Annotated in this window: 14 protein-coding genes; 6 read left to right on the top strand and 8 right to left on the bottom strand. The window is 74.5% G+C overall.

Annotation, left to right across the window (positions count from 1 at the left end; all coding sequences use genetic code 11):
* Positions 1-5: 5 nt before the first annotated feature.
* The gene (locus ACWDBE_RS02580) at positions 6-1,409 is read right to left on the bottom strand and encodes an amidase (RefSeq protein ID WP_449787470.1); all 1,404 of its coding nucleotides are present in this window, start codon (positions 1,407-1,409) and stop codon (positions 6-8) included.
* Positions 1,410-1,718: 309 nt separating this feature from the next.
* Here ACWDBE_RS02580 and ACWDBE_RS02585 point away from each other — a divergent pair, with 309 nt between their 5' ends.
* Positions 1,719-3,068 carry a cytochrome P450 gene (locus ACWDBE_RS02585; protein WP_449807015.1) on the top strand — a complete coding sequence of 450 codons (1,350 nt, stop codon included), beginning with the start codon at positions 1,719-1,721 and terminating at the stop codon, positions 3,066-3,068.
* A 108-nt stretch (positions 3,069-3,176) separates the two neighbouring features.
* On the top strand, positions 3,177-3,890 hold the full coding sequence (locus tag ACWDBE_RS02590; RefSeq protein WP_449807016.1) for a rhomboid-like protein: 714 nt from the start codon (positions 3,177-3,179) through the stop codon (positions 3,888-3,890).
* 79 nt (positions 3,891-3,969) lie between these two features.
* Here the strand turns inward: ACWDBE_RS02590 and ACWDBE_RS02595 are convergent, their stop codons facing one another.
* On the bottom strand, positions 3,970-4,551 hold the full coding sequence (locus ACWDBE_RS02595; RefSeq protein WP_449787473.1) for a DUF421 domain-containing protein: 582 nt from the start codon (positions 4,549-4,551) through the stop codon (positions 3,970-3,972).
* 54 nt (positions 4,552-4,605) lie between these two features.
* Entirely contained in the window at positions 4,606-5,457 is an 852-nt protein-coding gene (locus ACWDBE_RS02600) for a LysR family substrate-binding domain-containing protein (protein WP_449807179.1), read from the bottom strand.
* 67 nt (positions 5,458-5,524) lie between these two features.
* Between ACWDBE_RS02600 and ACWDBE_RS02605 the strand changes: the two genes are divergently transcribed.
* On the top strand, positions 5,525-5,953 hold the full coding sequence (locus tag ACWDBE_RS02605; protein ID WP_449787474.1) for a DUF5997 family protein: 429 nt from the start codon (positions 5,525-5,527) through the stop codon (positions 5,951-5,953).
* A 150-nt stretch (positions 5,954-6,103) separates the two neighbouring features.
* Complete coding sequence (locus ACWDBE_RS02610; RefSeq protein WP_449807017.1) at positions 6,104-7,867, top strand: DUF885 domain-containing protein; 1,764 nt, start codon at positions 6,104-6,106, stop codon at positions 7,865-7,867.
* A gap of 108 nt (positions 7,868-7,975) precedes the next feature.
* Here the strand turns inward: ACWDBE_RS02610 and ACWDBE_RS02615 are convergent, their stop codons facing one another.
* Positions 7,976-9,103 carry a hypothetical protein gene (locus ACWDBE_RS02615; protein WP_449807018.1) on the bottom strand — a complete coding sequence of 376 codons (1,128 nt, stop codon included), beginning with the start codon at positions 9,101-9,103 and terminating at the stop codon, positions 7,976-7,978.
* 407 nt (positions 9,104-9,510) lie between these two features.
* Here ACWDBE_RS02615 and ACWDBE_RS02620 point away from each other — a divergent pair, with 407 nt between their 5' ends.
* Positions 9,511-10,182 carry a hypothetical protein gene (locus tag ACWDBE_RS02620; protein ID WP_449787757.1) on the top strand — a complete coding sequence of 224 codons (672 nt, stop codon included), beginning with the start codon at positions 9,511-9,513 and terminating at the stop codon, positions 10,180-10,182.
* A 134-nt stretch (positions 10,183-10,316) separates the two neighbouring features.
* On the opposite strand, the gene nadE is transcribed toward ACWDBE_RS02620, so the two are convergent.
* Together nadE and ftsH are read right to left on the bottom strand one after the other, a co-directional pair.
* Positions 10,317-11,156 carry an ammonia-dependent NAD(+) synthetase gene (nadE, locus tag ACWDBE_RS02625; RefSeq protein ID WP_449807019.1) on the bottom strand — a complete coding sequence of 280 codons (840 nt, stop codon included), beginning with the start codon at positions 11,154-11,156 and terminating at the stop codon, positions 10,317-10,319.
* A 66-nt stretch (positions 11,157-11,222) separates the two neighbouring features.
* Positions 11,223-13,088 carry an ATP-dependent zinc metalloprotease FtsH gene (gene ftsH, locus ACWDBE_RS02630; protein WP_449807020.1) on the bottom strand — a complete coding sequence of 622 codons (1,866 nt, stop codon included), beginning with the start codon at positions 13,086-13,088 and terminating at the stop codon, positions 11,223-11,225.
* Between the two features lie 590 nt (positions 13,089-13,678).
* Here ftsH and ACWDBE_RS02635 point away from each other — a divergent pair.
* Entirely contained in the window at positions 13,679-14,269 is a 591-nt protein-coding gene (locus tag ACWDBE_RS02635) for a DUF1707 SHOCT-like domain-containing protein (protein WP_449807021.1), read from the top strand.
* A 95-nt stretch (positions 14,270-14,364) separates the two neighbouring features.
* Here ACWDBE_RS02635 and ACWDBE_RS02640 read toward each other — a convergent pair whose 3' ends face one another.
* Together ACWDBE_RS02640 and ACWDBE_RS02645 are read right to left on the bottom strand one after the other, a co-directional pair.
* Complete coding sequence (locus tag ACWDBE_RS02640; protein WP_449787758.1) at positions 14,365-15,006, bottom strand: mycothiol-dependent nitroreductase Rv2466c family protein; 642 nt, start codon at positions 15,004-15,006, stop codon at positions 14,365-14,367.
* 166 nt (positions 15,007-15,172) lie between these two features.
* Positions 15,173-16,750, bottom strand: coding sequence for an alpha/beta hydrolase (locus ACWDBE_RS02645; protein ID WP_449787480.1), 1,578 nt, complete (start codon positions 16,748-16,750; stop codon positions 15,173-15,175).
* Positions 16,751-16,864 lie beyond the last annotated feature (114 nt).

The following is a 16,864-nucleotide window of genomic DNA, read 5'->3' on the forward strand; positions in this document are numbered from 1 at the left end:
CGGGCTCAGTCCTGGATCCGCCGCCAGGGCCGGTCCGCCTCCAGTGCGTAGGCCAGTTCCAGCAGCAGCCGCTCCTGCCCGTGCGCCGCCGACAGGTGCACCCCGACCGGCAGCCCGCCGGGCGCGGAGCCGGCCGGCAGCGCGATGCCCGGGCCGCCGGTCACGTTGTTGACCGGGGTGAAGGCGACGTAGCGCATCAGCCGGTCCATCAGCTCGTCGAAGTCGACGTTCGGGCTCAGGTGCCCGATCGGCGGGGCGGTGTGGGCGAGCACCGGGGAGAGGATCGCGTCGTGGCCGCGGAAGATCCGCGCGTACACGCCCTCGGCCCGGCGCAGCCTCCGCAGCACGCCGGGGGTCCGCGGGAACTCGGCCTGGAACCGGCGGCGCAGCCCGGTGGTCAGTCCGTCCAGCTTCCCGACCCGGAAGCTCGGGTCGATCAGCAGTCGGCCGGTGGCCGCGATGGCCCAGGCGATGTAGCCCCAGTAGCTGACGAAGTCACGGGAGAACTCCTCGCCGAAGGGCAGTTCGGTCGGCTCGACCAGATGGCCCATCGCCTCCAGCCGGGCGGCCGTCTCCTCGACCACCCGCCTGGTCGGCTCGTCGGTCTTGGCGATCGGCGAGTCCACCACCAGGCCGATCCTCAGCCGCCGTTCGCCCGGCCCCTCGACCAGGCCGAGCGGGGGCAGCGCGGGGTTGGCGCGGTGCCGCTCGGCGGCGGCGAAGAAGGCGGCGGTGTCGCGCACCGAGCGGGTCAGCACGCCGTCGGTGACCAGGTCGATCGGCAGTTTGCCGCTCTGGGCGTTGGTGACCAGCCGGCCCCGGGTGGGCTTGAGCCCGACCAGTCCGCAGCAGGCCGCCGGGATGCGGATCGAGCCGCCGCCGTCGTTGGCGTGCGCGATCGGCACCACGCCGGAGGCCACCAGGGCCGCCGAGCCGCCGGAGGAGGCGCCGGCCGAGTGCGAGGGCTTCCAGGGGTTGCGCACCGGCCGGGCGGCGGCGAACTCGGTGGAGGCGTTGAGGCCGAACTCGGGCAGCCTGGACTTGCCGAGGACGGCGAGGCCGGTGGCGAGGAACTGGTCGGTGAAGCGCGCGTTGCGGCGGGCCGGTCGGGCGCGGTAGGCCGCGCTGCCCATCGCCGTCGGCAGGCCGCGCAGGTCCACGTTGTCCTTGAGGTACGTCGGCACGCCCCACAGCGGGCCGCCGATGCCCTCCCGGCTGATCCGCGGCCTGTCGTACGAGGCGTGGGCGACGGGCAGCAGCGTGCCGTCCACCCGGGCCGCCCGGTCGACGGCCGCGCGGACCAGCTCCCTCGGGTCGGCCTCGCCGGCCCGCACCAGTGCGGCGAGCGCCACCGCGTCATGGGCGCCCAGGGCGTCGTCGGCGAACGCGTGGACCCGCTCGTCGGTCATCCGAACTCCCCACTTCCTGCCGGGCGTCCCGCCGTCCGGCGATCGCACCGGCTGGTCGTTCCTGCCCGGTTCTACTGACCGGTAATCCCGCAAGGGCTTCGAGTGTAGGCGTGGCCGGTGGTCCCCGCCGAGCCGGGGCGCCGTTCCGCGAGTGAACGATTCGTCACATCGCAGAGGGCGCACGACCGTTCAACCCGCGCCCCCGCGTTCACCCCGTCCGCCGGTCCACGATCGTTTCGCCGCACGCCGCCGGGAAAGATCACGTTCACGATTCGTCCCGGTCCTCCCGCCCCAACCAAGGTGACGCCCGTGCCGACCCCCTTCTTCCCGACCACCCGGTTCACCGCGGCCCTGGCCCCCGGCGGCCTCCCCCTGCTCGGCCACGCCCCCGCCCTGCTCCACCGCCCGCACGAGTTCGTGGCCCGGCTGGCCGCCCACGGCGACCTCGTCCGGCTGCGGCTCGGCCCGCTCCGCGCGTACGTGGTCTGCCACCCCGAGCTGGTCCACCGGATGCTCGCCGACGATCACACCTTCGACAAGGGCGGGCCCCTCCTCGCCGAGGCCCGGGAGGTCGTCGGCAACGGCCTCGCCACCTGCCCCGCCGCCGTCCACCGGCGCCAGCGCCGGATGCTGCAGCCCGCCTTCCACCGTGAACGACTGCCTGGCTACGCCGCCCTGATGGCCGAGGAGATCGCCGACGCCACCGCCCACTGGCACGACGGCGACGTGATCGACGTCCCCGCCGCGATGCACCGCCTCAGCACCGCCGTCACCGCCCGCTGCCTGTTCGCCGCGCACGAGCGGGCCGGCTCACCGCCGGTGCACCGGAGCATGGACGTCGTGACCCACGGCCTCGCCCGGCGGCCACTGCTGCCACTGCCCGGCACCGACCTCCTCCCCACCCCAGGCAACCGCCGCTTGCGCCGCGCCCGGCAGGACCTCCGGGAGATCACCCGGCGGCTGATCGCCGAGCACCGCACCGCCGGCACCGACCGGCACGACCTGCTCTCCACCCTGCTCGCCGCCACGGACGAGGACGGCCGGAGCCTGTCCGACGCCGAGATCCACGAGCAGGTGCTCACCTTCCTGCTCACCGGCGTGGAGACCACCGCCGCCACCCTCTCCTGGGCCTGGACGCTGCTCGCCGCCAACCCGGCCGTCCGCAGCCGGCTGCACGCCGAGCTGGACACCGTCCTGGACGGCCGTCCCGCCCGCCACGAGGACCTGCCCGCCCTGCCGCTCACCGCCCGGATCGTCAGCGAGACCCTGCGGCTCTACCCGCCGCCGTGGATCCTCAGCCGCACCGCCACCACCGACACGGAGCTCGGCGGCCACCCCGTCCCGGCCGGCACCACCCTGCTGTTCAGCCCCTACCTGCTGCACCGCCGGGCCGACCTGTTCCCCCGCCCCCACCGCTTCGACCCCGACCGCTGGCTCACCACCGCCAGCCCCGCCCCCGGCACCTACACGCCGTTCGGCCTCGGCGCCCGCCGCTGCATCGGCGACGACTTCGGCACCACCGAGGCCGTCCTCGCCATCGCCACCATCGCCGCCCGCTGGACCATCGCCCCCGCCCCCGGCCGGCCGGTCCGCCCCCGGCGCAGCTCCTCCCTCGCGCCCCGGCCCTTCACCGCGCGGCTGACCCGCCGCATCCGCTGACCGGACGCCGACCGGCGTCCGGGGACGGGGCTTCGATACTGTCCCGGCATGGCCGGCCGTACGGGCGCCGGCCGGAACCAGGCCGCTCGACCGGGACACCTCCACGCCATGAACGCTCGAACCCCACGGGGGCTCCTGACCGGGGCGCTGCACGCCGTCCGGACGTACCCGCGCCGCTCACCGCTGACCTTCGGCTACGTCGTCCTGCTCCTGCTCGGGCACGTCTGGGTCGAGAGCGTGCTCGCCGCCGACCGGGCGGACGCGCTCCGCGACCACATCAGCACCAACCTCGACAACCTGCACGACCACCCGGTCACCGCCCTGTTCGGCAGCGCGCTGCTCTTCGACGGCACCCTCACCGAGGTCCTCTCCACCGGCTTCGGCAGCACCCTGATCACCCTGGGCCTGGGCGTCTGCTGCTGCCTCGCCTGGACCGAGCGCCGCTACGGCAGCCTGCGCGCCGCCGCCGTCTTCCTCGGCGGGCACATCGGCGCGACCCTGGTCACCGCCGCGGTGATCGTGCTCGCCCTGCGGCACGGCTGGTACCCGCAGGACGTGCGGCAGGCCTCGGACTACGGCATCAGCTACGGCGCCCAGACCGTTCTCGCCCTCGCCACCCTCGCCGTACCCCGGTGGGCCCGACTGCCCTGGGCCGCCTCCGTCGTCGCCTGGCCGCTCGGCGGCGGCGAATGGCCCGGCCCGCTCCCGGAGTTCACCACCGTCGGCCACCTCCTCGCCGCCGCCCTCGGCTTCGCCCTGGCCGCCGCGGTGGCCCTCACCGCCTCCCGCCGCCGTCGCGCCGGGGCCCCGGGGTCCGCCTGACGACACCCGCACCGGAACCGGGCGGGCGTCAGCAGGGCGAGCGTCAGCGGGGCGGGGGCGGGCGTCAGCGAGGTCGGCGTCAGCGGGGCGGGCGACGGTCGGCGGTGAGGACGGCGAGCAGCCGCTCGATCTCCGCCAGCCGGCGCCGCAGGTCCTCGACGTCGCCGCGGGTGGCGTTCTGCTCGTCCGCCTTGATCTCGACCAGCAGCTGCCCGTCCGGCTCCAGCCGGGCGCGGGCCACCTCGCCGAGGTCGTCGCCGTTCTGGATCCGGATGGCGTGCTCCAGCTCGGACGGGCGCAGCGCCAGGTCGTGCAGCGCGCCGGGCACCAGCCTGCCGTCCCGGACGACGGTGGTGGCCTTTCCCTCCAGGATGCGGGCGGCCCTCTGGTCGCGGGCGAGCCAGCGGGTGACGACGGCGTTCACCGCGACCAGGGTGACCGCCCCGATCGCGCCGCCGAGCAGGCTGTTGTCGTTGCCGATGATGGCGTTCTGCACCACGTTGGAGAGCAGGAAGACGACCACCATGTCGAAGGTGTTGAGCCCCGCCAGCCCGCGTTTCCCGGCGAGCCGGAACAGCACGAGGATCAACGCGTAGACGGCGATCGTGCGCAGGATCTTCTCCCCGATCGGGATCTGGACCGCCACCAGGTCGTGCCACACTGCCCCGCTCCTCCCGCCTCGGCTGTTGGGAACGGGGCAGAGGCTACGCCTCGGTCACCGCTTCGGCCTGCCGCGCCGGGCCGCCGCGCCGCGCCCGGCGGCCTTGGCGCCGCCGGCCTTCGCGCCCTTCGGTCCCCCGGCCCGCTGGCCGCCCGCCTTCTGGGCGCCCGTCTTCTGGGCGCCCGTCTTCTGGCCGCCCGCCTTCTGCCCGCCGGACTTCTGCCCGCCGGACTTCTGCTGCTGCGGCTTGCCCTGAGCCGCCTTCCCGGGCCGGGCCTCGGGCGCCGCCTGCCCGGCCCCGCGGCCGCGCGAGCTGTTGACCGTACGGCCGCGGACGATCCCGATGAACTCCTCCACCAGGTCCGTCGTCCGCTCCTGCGGCCAGGACAGCGCCACCTGGGACTGCGGTGCCTCCACCACCGGCCGGTAGGTGAGGTCCCGGCGGTGGTGCAGCCGGGCCAGCGACTGCGGCACCAGGAGCACGCCGATGTTCGCCGCGACCAGCTCGATCGCGTCCGCCGTGCTGTCCGGCCGCGCGATGGCGGGGCGCCCGGGCAGGGTCTCGGCGGTGAAGCCGAGGGAGTCGTCGAGCGGGTGGAAGACCACCTCCTCGGCCAGGTCCGCCAGCGGGACCTCCTCGGCGGCGGCGAGCCAGTGGTCCTTGGGGAAGACCACGACGGTGGTCTCGGTGTAGAGCGGGATCGCGCTCAGCACGTCCTTGTCCACCGGCAGCCGGACCAGCCCGGCGTCCGCGCCGCCCTCGCGCAGGGCGCGCTCGGCATCGCCGAACGGGACCGCGAGGAGGTCCAGCGGCACGTCCGGGAGCCGCTCGCTCCAGACCCGGACCCATTTGCCGGGGGTCACGCCCGGGACGTACACGAGCCGGAAGGACGGGTTCACCTGCATGTCTGTCACAGGGCAAGGCTACCGACCGTGACCGGAAGCGCCCGCGCGCTCCCTTACCCTTGTCACCATGACATCGCTCAAGCAGAAGACCAGCCAGACCATGAAGCCGGCCACGGCGGCCAAGAAGCTGGGGATCTACCTCGACGCCGCGCCGACCGACTTCCGGGAGGGCGTGGTCTCCCGCGAGGAGCTGAACGCGCTGCAGGCCGAGCCGCCGCAGTGGCTCCAGGACCTGCGCAAGAACGGCCCGCACCCGCGCCCGGTGGTCGCCGCCAAGCTCGGCATCTCGATCTCCGGCCTGGCCCGCGGCGGCGTGACGGAGGCGCTGACCACCGAGCAGATCGAGGCCGTCAAGGCCGAGAACCCGCTCTGGCTCCAGCACGAGCGCGCCAACCAGGTGGACGTCCGCAAGGAGACCGCCCGGATCAAGGAGAAGCACGAGAAGGAGGCCGCCGCCAAGGCCGCCAAGGAGGGCAAGGCCGCCCAGGCGCGCTGACCCGTCTCCCTTCGGTGCGGCGGTGGCGGAAGGGGTGGAACTCCCCTCCCGCCGCGGCGTATTGACCGGGCCGTCGATCGCTCCGAATAATCGGCGGGATCGGGCGCGGCGGTACGCCGCACCGCGGCAACCGCACCGGGGGAGCGACCAGTGATCGAGCAGCCTCAGGACGCAGCGCGGACTCAGGACACCGGACAGCACCAGCACGCAGGGCGGCCTCAGGACACCGGGCAGCCTCAGGACACCGGGCAGTCGCGGCACGCGGGGCTCGCCGCGCTCGCGGACGAGTTCTTCGCCGCCGAGAACACCCACAACCCGTTCGACGCGACCCTCAGCGGGGTCGAGGGCTACGCCCACCTGGTGCCCGACCCGTCCCGCGAGGCCGCGCACCGCCACCGCGGGACGCTGCGCGGCTTCGCCGACCGGCTGGCCGCGATCCCGCCGGACACGCTGGCCGGCGAGGACCGGATCACCCACCGGGTGCTCGCCCGGCTGATCGACAACGGCATCGGCCAGATCACCCACGGGCTGGCCGAGTTCAGCGTCTCGGCGACCATCGTCGCCCCGCAGAACGAGGCCTTCTCCGCGCTCGCCATGACCTCGGTCGAGCAGGAGGGCGCCGACGCCTACCTGGAGCGCCTCGCCGCCCTGCCCGGCTACTTCGACGTCACGCTGCGCCGCACCCTGGACGCCGCCGCCGAGGGCCGCCGCCCGCCGCGCAGCGGGGTCGACGCCGCCGTCGCCCAGCTGGAGGCCCACCTGGCCACCGCCCCGGCCGAGGACCGGCTGCTGCGGCCGCTGGCCGGCCGCCGGGAGTCCGAGCGGGCCCTGGCCATCGTGCGCGACGCCGTCCGCCCGGCCGTGGCCCGCTACCGGGCCGGGCTGGCCCAGCAGCTGGTACCGGTTGCCCGGCCGGACGACAAGCCCGGGGTCTGCCACGTGCCGGGCGGCGCCGAGGGCTATGCGGACGCCGTCGCCCGCTTCACCCGGCCGGGGCTCACCCCGCAGGAGGTGCACCGGATCGGCCTGGAGGCCGTGGCGGCGCTGCGCGAGGAGTTCGCCGAGCTCGGCGGCAAGGTCCTGGGCATCACCGACCCCGCGGCCGTGCTGACCGCGCTGCGCGAGGACCGCTCGCTGCGCTTCGGCAGCGCGGCCGAGATCGTCGCCCTGGTGGACGGGGCGCTGGAGCGGGCCCGCCTGGCCTGCGCCGACTGGTTCCGCCCGTACCCGATCGCCGACTGCGTGACCAGGGAGATCGACCCGATCGAGGCGGAGAACGCGCCGCTGGCCTACTACCAGCCGCCGGGCCCGGGCGGGCTGCCCGGAACCCACTGGATCAACACGCTGCGCCCGGAGAGCCGGTTCAGCTACGAGTACGAGGCGCTCGCCTTCCACGAGAGCGTGCCCGGCCACCACCTCCAGCTCGCCGTCGCCCGGACCCTGCACCACCTGCCGCAGTTCCGGCGGAACCCGAGCGGCCAGCTGACCGCCCACGTCGAGGGCTGGGGCCTGTACACCGAGCGGCTCGCGGACGAGATGGGGCTGTACAGCTCGGAGCTGTCCCGGTTCGGCATGCTCTCGATGGACGCGCTGCGGGCGGTCCGGCTGGTGGTGGACACCGGGATGCACCACTACGGCTGGTCCCGGGAGCGGGCGATGGCCTACCTGCGGGCCAACACCGCTACCCCCGGGGCCAACGCCCGCAACGAGATCGACCGCTACATCGCCTGGCCGGGCCAGGCCACCGCCTACCTGATCGGCCGCCGGGAGATCGTGCGGCACCGCGAACGGGCCGAGGCCGCGCTCGGCGCCCGGTTCGACGTCCGGGAGTTCCACCACCAGCTGATCGGGCACGGCAGCCTGCCGCTGGGGGTGCTGGAGGAGCTGGTGACGGACTGGATCGCGGCGCAGTAGGCCGTACGTCCCGCTGCCCTGCCACCGCTGCGCGTCCCCCTCGGTGTGCCGTCCGCCGGACGGCACACCGAGGGGCTCCACGCCCGCCCCGGTGCCGTCCGGTCGTCGTCAGAACCGGACGGTCCGCAGGACCGAGTCACCGCCCTGGAGCCCGGCCAGGTAGAGGGTGCGCCCGTCCGCCCCGAGCTGGACCTGGACGACGGAGTCCAGGCCGAAGCCGGTGACGGTCTCGCCGGGGACGGCCGTGCCGGTCGCGGGGTCGTACGAGAGCAGCGCGGCCTGGGCGGTCTTCGCGCCGGTGAACACGAAGATCCGGCGCGAGTCGGGGCTCGCCCCGAGCAGCTGGGGGCCGTTGTCGAAGGGCCCCAGGGAGAAGCCGGACCGGAAGGTGTTCGTCGCCGGGTCGAGGGTGTCGAGGGAGACGGTGCCCCATTCGCGGTAGCCGCTCGCGTAGACGGTGCGGCCGTCGGGAGCGGGCACGACGGCCTCGGCGGAGCCGAAGTCCGCCACCCGGTCGATGACCTCCGGGACGGCGCCCTCGACGTCCAGGTGGTACAGGTTGTCCGCGGTGCCGACCCAGGCGTCGGTGGCGTCGGGGCCGAGCACCACCTGGTTCACGGTGAAGCCGGTGAGCGTCACGCTGCCGGGGAAGGTCCGGGTGGCGGGGTCGTAGGCGAGGACGCGGCCGGCCCGGCTGCCCATGCGCACGCCGTAGGGGCCGTACTGGGCCAGCCAGAGCCGGGTGCCGTCCGGGCTGACGGTGACCCCGTGCAGCCCGCCCTTGGTCATCGCTCCGGGGCGGGGCTGGTCGGGCGTGGCGACCCGGGCGAGCAGCCCGCCGGTGACGGCGTCGAAGGTCAGCAGGTCCCAGTTGACGGTCACGTAGACCCGGCTGCCGTCCGGGCTGACGGTCGGACGGCCGACCATGTCGAAGGAAGAGACGGTGAGCAGGTCGGTGCTCACTCCGGTCCGGGTGTCGATGCTGCGGACCGCGCGGGCGCCGTGTCCCGGGTCGACGTCGTAACTGGCCACCACGAACGCGCGGCTGCCGTCCGGACTGACGGCGAACGACTCGCCCTTCGCCCCCAACGCCAGGGTGTCCGGGGCGACGCCCTGCCGGATCGTCACCGCCGGGCCGGCCGGCGCGGCCGCCACCGCCTCCGTCCCGGTCACCAGCAGCGCTCCCGCCGCCACCACCGCGACAAGCCAACGCGCTTTGCGCACAAGCCCGTTCATGCTTTCCCTCCCGCCGGTCGGATCGCGGCTTCGCCGCGTCCGCGTCAGGCTACGACACGTTCGCGGGGCCCGCGTAGCGGTTCGGCCGGAGTCGGTCCCACTCCGGCCGAACACAGCCCCTTCACGACACCGCCGAAACCGGAGCCGGCCTCGGCGTCGGCATTGGCCTCGGCGTCGGCGTCGGCCTCGGCGTCGGCCTCGGCGTCGGCGTCGGCCGGATTCGCCGCCGTCGCGGAAACGGTTCCGCGCGCCCGGCGAAGGCTTCCCGCGCCCGAACCGGCGTCACCCCAACGGCTCTGCCGACACGGTAGGGTCCGCTGGAACGGCCACCGGCACGCCCGGCGACCGCCGCCCGCGCCCACCCGATGGAGGAACCCGTGCCGGCTCCCGCCCGCCGCACCCTGGCCATGGCCGCCGCCGTCCTGTTCGCCGCCGCGGCCGCGGGCTGCTCGCCCGGCGGCGGCCACACCGCCGGGAGCGTCAGGTCCGGCTCCGCGGCGGCCGCCCCGCCCGCCGTCTCGATCGTCACCGGCCCCGGCCCGATGGACAGTTACAAGGTCCAGCCGCAGCCCGCGCCGGGCAGCTGCCACTACCGCTACACCGCGGACCAGCAGCCGCTGCCGGACCCCGCCTGCACCCCGGGCGCGATCAGCCCGGCGGTCAGCCAGGACAACCTCAAGGACACGATCTGCAAGCCGGGCGGCTACACCTCGACCATCCGCCCGCCGGCGAACATCACCGGCAAGGAGAAGGCCGAGAACGCCAAGTCCTACGCCTACACGGGACCGTTGGCCGACGCCGAGTACGACCACCTGATCAGCCTCCAGCTCGGCGGCGACCCCAACGACCCGCGCAACCTGTGGGTCGAGCCGCCCTCCCCCGGCCACGTCCCCGGCAAGGGCCCGAACAACCCCAAGGACACGGTGGAAACCCACCTGCACACCGCGATCTGCAAGGGCCGGATCACCCTGGCCGCCGCCCAGCAGGCGATCGCCACCGACTGGACGACCGCCGAGGGCCGACTCGCCGTCGGCACCGGCTCCGCCCCGACCCCCGAGCCCGACGCCGACGGGGACTGACGGTCTCTCAGGGTCCAACTGCTGGTCACAGCACCGCTGTTGCGACCACTCGGGTGACGGGACACACGGGCGTCGGCCCGCCGCCCGGCCACCGAGGGGTCCGGGAGACGGGCGGAAGGCGCGGGCCCGGCCGGTCAGGCCACCAGCGGGACGACCGGCAGGTTGCGCTTGTGCTCGGTGCGGCGGTAGTGGCCGAGGACAGTCCGGAAGACCTCCTCGCTGACCGGCAGGCCCTCCAGGAAGTCGTCCAGGGCGTCGTAGCTGACACCGAGGGCGTCCTCGTCGGGGCGGCCGGGGGCGAGGTTCTCCAGGTCGGCGGTCGGGACCTTCTTGACCAGCTCGGCCGGTGCGCCCAGCGCCTCGGCGATCGCCCGCACCTGGCGCTTGGTCAGGCCGGACAGCGGCATCACGTCGGCCGCGCCGTCGCCGAACTTGGTGAAGAAGCCGACGGCGGCCTCGGCGGCGTGGTCGGTACCGACCACCAGCCCGCCCTTGGCACCGGCCGCCGCGTACTGGACCACCATCCGCTGGCGGGCCTTGACGTTGCCGCCGACGAAGTCCTCGTGGCCGTGGTCGGTGTAGGTCAGTCCGGCGGTCTTGAGGGCGGCCAGCGCGCCGTCGGTGGCGGGCTTGACGTCGACGGTCAGCACCTCGTCGGCGCGGATGAAGCCGAGCGCGAGCTGGGCGTCCGCCTCGTCCGCCTGGACCCCGTACGGCAGCCGCATCGCGGTGAAGGTCACCTGGCGGCCCTCGGCCCGCAACCGCTCGACGGCGAGCTGGCAGAGCCGCCCGGCGGTGGTGGAGTCGACGCCGCCGCTGATCCCCAGCACCAGGCTGCGCGCGCCGGTGCTCCGCACCTGGTCGGCCAGGAACTCCACCCGCCGCTCGGCCTCCTCCGCGGGGTCCGGCACGGGCACGACCCCGAGGGCACGGGCGATCTCCCGCTGGACGTCGGCAGGCAGGGGCTCGGTCATTCCGACTCCTCGGGACGGTGGGTACGTGACGCGCAAACGAGGATACGACCCCCGGCGACACGGCCGTCACGGGCGGGGGGTCTCCCCCGGCTCCGCCCGCCCCTCGGGCCCGCCGGGCTTGCGCAACGAGACCGGCTGCCCCGGACCCGGTCCCGGGTGCGCCAGGATGTCCAGCACCACCCGGCCGTCGACCGTCTCCTGGGCGACCAGCAGCGCCGCGAGCTCGTCCAGGTGGTGCCGGTGCTCGGTGAGCAGGTCGAGAGCCCGCCGCTCGGCCCGGCGCAGCAGACCGGCCACCGCCTCGTCCACGGCGCGCTGGGTCTGCTCGGAGTACGGGCGGCGCAGCAGGTCCTCGGGGTTGTCGCCGAGGTAGTGCGGGGTGCCGCTGGAGTAGCCGACCGGGCCGAGCTCCGGGGAGAGGCCGAACTCGCGGACCATCCGGGTGGCGACCGAGGTGGCGTTGGCGAGGTCGTTGGCGGCGCCCGTGGAGCCCTCGCCGAAGACCACCAGCTCCGCCGCCCGGCCGCCGAGCTGGACGGTCAGCAGGTCGGTCAGGTAGCCCTCGCTGTACAGGTGCCGTTCGGCCTCGGGCAGCTGCTCGGTGGCACCGAGGGCGACGCCGGCCGGGAGGATCGTCACCTTGGCGACCGGGTCGGCGCGCTCGCACAGCGCGGCCATCAGCGCGTGCCCGGACTCGTGCACCGCCACGGCGTGCCGTTCCTCGGGCAGCAGCGCGTTGGAGGACTCCCGGCGGCCGAGCAGCACCCGGTCGCGGGCGGCGTCGAGGTCGTCGGCGGTGAGGACGGACCGGTCGGCGCGCACGGCGTTGATGGCGGCCTCGTTGACCAGGTTGGCGAGGTCGGCGCCGGAGAAGCCGGGGGTGCCGCGGGCGAGCCGCCCGAGGTCGACGTCCGGGTCCAGGTTCTTGCCCCGGGCGTGCACGGCGAGGATGGCGGCCCGTTCGGCCTGGTTGGGCAGCGGGACGGTGACCTGCCGGTCGAAGCGGCCGGGGCGCAGCAGGGCCGGGTCGAGGGCGTCCGGGCGGTTGGTGGCGGCGATGACGACGATGCCGGTGCTCTGGTCGAAGCCGTCCATCTCGGCGAGCAGCTGGTTCAGGGTCTGCTCGCGCTCGTCGTTGCCGCCGAGCCGGGTGCCGCCCGCGCGGCGGCCGCCGACGGCGTCGATCTCGTCGATGAAGATGATCGACGGCGCGCGTTTGCGGGCGTCCTCGAAGAGGTCGCGGACCCGGGAGGCGCCGACGCCGACGAACATCTCCACGAAGCCGGAGCCGGTGACCGAGAGGAAGGGCACCGAGGCCTCCCCGGCGACGGCGCGGGCGAGCAGGGTCTTGCCGGTGCCGGGCGGCCCGACCATGATCACCCCGCGTGGCCCCTTGGCCCCGGCGGCGGCGTACCGCTCCGGGCTGCGCAGGAAGTCGACCACCTCGCTGACCTCCTGCTTCACCCCCTCGTAGCCGGCCACGTCGGCGAACCCCGTGTTCGGCCGCTCGGCCTCGATGATCTTGGCCCGGGACCGTCCGATGGCGCTCAGGCCGCCGCCCAGCGAGCGGGCGGCCATCCGGCCCGACCAGAGGAACAGCGCGCCGAAGACCAGCAGCGGCAGGAACAGCAGCAGGGTGGACCAGATCGAGCCGCCGCCGCTGGTCCGGCTGCCGGTGACGGTCACCTGGTGGTCGGTGAGCGCGCTGCTGAGCTGGGAGGTGTCCAGGGCGGTGGGGATCTGGGTGGTGAAGTGGGTGCCGTCCTTGAGCGTGCCGCTCACCCCGCCGGTGTCGCTGACGTCCACGGTCTGCACCTGGCCGGCGTTGACCCGGTTCACGAAGTCGCTGTAGCCGTAGCGGGTGCCGGGCTTGCCTGGGTTGGAGAAGAGCACCAGCAGGAGCAGCGTCACCAGCACGGCGACTGGCAGCAACCAGCGGCGCCACGAGGGCGGCGGGGGCTTGCCGGGGCCGCCTGGGCCACCCGGGCCGCCGGGCCCCGGGCCCTGGTTGCGGCCCTGGCCCGGGCCCTGGCCGCGCGGCTGGTCCCAGCCCGGCCTCGGGCCGGGTCCGGTGCCGGGGCCGGCGCCCGAGTCGGTGCCCGGGCCGGAACCGGACCCCGGGGGAGTCGTGGGGTGACGGGCAGCGCGCAGCCGGATTCGTACGATCATCCACGCTCACCGCCTCTCGGGGACCGAGCTCTCGGGGCTGAACTCTCGGGGGCCGAACTCTCGGGGGGCCGAACTCTCCGGGAGGCGAACAGCCTCCGCCCCTCCATGGTGGGACGGTCCGCGCCCGGACGGGAGACCGAACGGGGTGGTAACGGTCCACCCGGGGCACAACGGCGCGTGCGGCGCCCCGGGCCGACAGCCGCAGAGCGCGGGCGTCCGCCGGGCTCCGGCCCCCGGCTGCTCCGCCGGCCACGGCGCCAGCCACGGCGTCGGCCACGCTCACGGCACAGCCGGGCACGGGGAGTTGGCGATCGAGCGGCCCGCGAGGGCGATTCGTGACCTAGAGTAGCCACATGGTCAACGAGGAACTGCCCGCCATACGCACGACGCCCGAGGCCGCCATGGAACCCCGGGCCGGGGACAGCGACCGGGAGGCGGTGGCCGAGCAGCTGCGGGTCGCCGCCGGCGAAGGCCGCATCGACCTCGCGGAGTTGGAGGAGCGGCTCGACCTGACCTACGCCGCGCGGACCTACCGCCAACTCGACGTCCTGGTGGCGGACCTCGGCGGGCGGGTCGGGCCCGGAGCGGAGTCCGCGGAGGAGGCCCTCGTACTCCGGCCCCGGATGAACAACATGGTGCAGGCCGGCCGGTGGTCGGTGCCCCGCCGGATCGTCGCGGAGACCAGGATGTCGCTGCTCACGATCGACTTCACCGAGGCCGTCTGCCCCCACCGGGAGGTCACGGTGGAGGCGTCGACCGGCATGGGCCACGTGCGACTGATCGTCCCGCGCGGCTGGGGCGTACGGATCGATCCGTCGAGCACCAACACCGGGAACATCGTCAACAAGGCCGCCGAGTCGGCGGAGCCCGGCGCCCCGACGCTGGTCCTGATCGGCCACCCACGGTCGGGGCCGATCAGGATCAAGCAGCGCCGCCGGGACTGACGGGCGGGGACGGTCTGGCCTGGCCTCTGGCCTCGTCGGGCCTGGTCAGGTCGGGCCTGGCCTGGCCTGGCCTGGCCGGGTCAGTCCTGGTCGGATCAGGAGAAGTCGAGGCCGCCCGTCCGGGTCCGCTTGAGTTCGAAGAACTTCGGGTAGCCGGCCAGCAGCCGCACACCCTCGAAGACCCGTACGGCGTCCTCGCCGCGCGGGATGGCGCTCAGCACCGGGCCGAAGAAGGCCACGCCGTCCACGTGGATGGTCGGCGTGCCGACCTCCTCGCCGACCGGGTCCATGCCCTCGTGGTGGCTCTTGCGCAGGGCCTCGTCGTGATCGGTGCTGTTCGCCGCCTCGGCCAGCTCCTCCGGCAGGCCCGCCGCCGCCAGCGCCTCCCGGATGACGGTGTCGTCGGCGGGCCGGTCCTGGTCGTGCAGCCGGGTGCCGAGCTCGGTGTACAACTCGCGCAGCACCTGCGGGCCGTACTGCTCGGCGGCGGCGATGCAGACGCGTACGGGGCCCCAGCCGGTGGTCATCAGGCGCTGGTAGCGCTCGGGCAGGTCGGTGCGGCCCTCGTTGAGGACGGACAGGCTCATCACCCGGAAGTTCAGGTCGAGTTCACGCTGCCGCTCAACCTCCAGGATCCACCGCGAGGTGATCCAGGCGAACGGGCAGACGGGATCGAAGTAGAAGTCGACCTTGACGGTGTCGCTGTCGGGCCCGTGGCCGTTGTCGAGGGGCTGGATGGCGTGCTGGGCGGGGTGCTGGTCGAGCACGCTGTTCGTCACATCGTTCGTCACGTCGTTCGTCACGTCGAAGAGGCTAGCGGCCGAATGGCCCACCCTCCAGGGCCAATCGACAGCTGCCGTGGTGGGCCACTCTCGGACCCGAGCTCACGCCCGACCACCCCGCTCAGGCACACGTCGTCCCGTCCGCCGGCACCGTGCCGTCCAGCAGGTAGGCGTCCACGGTCTGCTTCAGGCACGCGTTGCCGGTGTTGTAGCCGCCGTGCCCCTCGCCCTGCAGGGTGACGCTGACGCCGACCCCCGCGCCGAGCTGCCGCGCCATCGCCCGGGCGCCCTCCACCGGGGTGGCCGGGTCTCCGGTGGTGCCGACCACCAGGATCGGGGCGGCGCCCGGCGCGGAGACCTCCGGATGGGCGGTCTTGCCGGGGACGGGCCAGCCGGTGCAGCCGGTCAGGCCCCAGGCGGTGAAGGTCCCGAACACCGGGGAGGCGGCGCGGAACTGCGGCAGCTGCTGCTGCACGTCCTGGTCCGAGTAGCGCTGCCGGGCGTCCACGCAGCTGATCGCCCGGTTCGCGGCGTTCAGGTTGTTGTAGTGCCCCTGCGGGTCGCGCCCGTTCAGCGCGTCGGCGAGCTGGAGCAAGGTGTCACCGGTCCCCTGTTCCATCGCCTCGGTGAGCCCGCCGACCAGCGCGGGCCAGGTCGCCTGGCTGTACAGGCCACCCGCGATGCCGGTGACCGCCAGGCTCTCGGTGAGCTTCCGCCCCTGCTTGGTGGGCAGCGGCGACTGGTCCAGCCGCTGCAGCAGTGCGGCGACCTTCGCCGTCCCCTCGTCGCCGCCCGCGCCCGTCGGGCAGGCGGCACCGGCCTGGGCCGCGCAGGCCTTCATGAAGTCGCCGAGGGCGAGTTGAAAGCCCTGGGCCTGGCCGAGCGCGGCCTGCTGCGGGTCCTGGGTGGGGTCGACCACCGAGTCCAGCACCATCCGCCCGACGTGCTGCGGGAACAGGTGGGCGTAGACGCCGCCGAGCTGGGTGCCGTAGCTGAAGCCGAAGTAGGACAGCTTCTGGTCACCCAGTGCCTGGCGCATCAGGTCCATGTCGCGTGCGGCGCTCCCGGTGTCCACGTACGGCAGCACCGCGCCGGAGTTGTGCTCGCAGGCGGCGACGAACCCGGCGTTGGTGGCGTCCAGGGCCTTCACCTCGTCGGGGGTTTCGGGGGTGCCGTCGGAGGCGGTGGCGGCGTCCATCGCCCGGTCGTCCAGGCAGGTCACCGGGGCGCTGGCACCGACTCCGCGCGGGTCGAAACTCACCAGGTCATAGCGGGTGTTGAGGGAGGCGTAGGTCGCGGCGAGGGCGTGCAGGACGACCACGCCGGAGGCGCCGGGGCCGCCGAAGTTGAACAGCAGCGAGCCGATCCGGTGCTGCTCGTCCTTGGCGGGCGTGCGGATCAGGGCGAGGTCGATCGTCGCGCCGTCCGGTTTGCCGTAGTCCAGTGGGACCTTGAGGGTGGCGCACTGCCAGTCGGCCGCGGGCGCGGTGCCGGCGCCCTGGGCGGTGGTGGGGGCGGTGCAGGCGTGCCAGTCCAGGCTCCGGGTGGCCAGGGCGGTGGCGACCTCGGAGGTGCCGGTGGCCGGCGAGATCGGTGCGGGCTCGGCGGCGGAGGGCCCGTCGGCCTGGCAGCCGGTGGCGGCGGTGAGCAGCAGGACGGTGAGGCCGAGCGCTCCGGCGCCGCGGACGACGGTGTGCATGGGGTGGGTCCACCTCTCGGTCGGCCGGGCGCCCCGGCGCGGCCCGGGCCCTTGGGCCTGCGGGCCTGTGAGCTGGCGGGCCTTTGGGCCTGCCGGACGCCCGTGCGCTCGGCG

It is taken from the genome of Kitasatospora sp. NPDC001132 (assembly GCF_053598415.1).

Bases quoted from the DNA above. Each gene is read 5' to 3' on its own strand.
- ACWDBE_RS02580 (WP_449787470.1), bottom strand. From the start codon at position 1,409: ATGACCGACGAGCGGGTCCACGCGTTCGCCGACGACGCCCTGGGCGCC.
- ACWDBE_RS02590 (WP_449807016.1), top strand. From the start codon at position 3,177: ATGAACGCTCGAACCCCACGGGGGCTCCTGACCGGGGCGCTGCACGCC.
- ACWDBE_RS02600 (WP_449807179.1), bottom strand. From the start codon at position 5,457: ATGCAGGTGAACCCGTCCTTCCGGCTCGTGTACGTCCCGGGCGTGACC.
- ACWDBE_RS02605 (WP_449787474.1), top strand. From the start codon at position 5,525: ATGACATCGCTCAAGCAGAAGACCAGCCAGACCATGAAGCCGGCCACG.
- ACWDBE_RS02615 (WP_449807018.1), bottom strand. From the start codon at position 9,103: ATGAACGGGCTTGTGCGCAAAGCGCGTTGGCTTGTCGCGGTGGTGGCG.
- ACWDBE_RS02620 (WP_449787757.1), top strand. From the start codon at position 9,511: ATGGCCGCCGCCGTCCTGTTCGCCGCCGCGGCCGCGGGCTGCTCGCCC.
- nadE (WP_449807019.1), bottom strand. From the start codon at position 11,156: ATGACCGAGCCCCTGCCTGCCGACGTCCAGCGGGAGATCGCCCGTGCC.
- ACWDBE_RS02635 (WP_449807021.1), top strand. From the start codon at position 13,679: ATGGTCAACGAGGAACTGCCCGCCATACGCACGACGCCCGAGGCCGCC.
- ACWDBE_RS02645 (WP_449787480.1), bottom strand. From the start codon at position 16,750: ATGCACACCGTCGTCCGCGGCGCCGGAGCGCTCGGCCTCACCGTCCTG.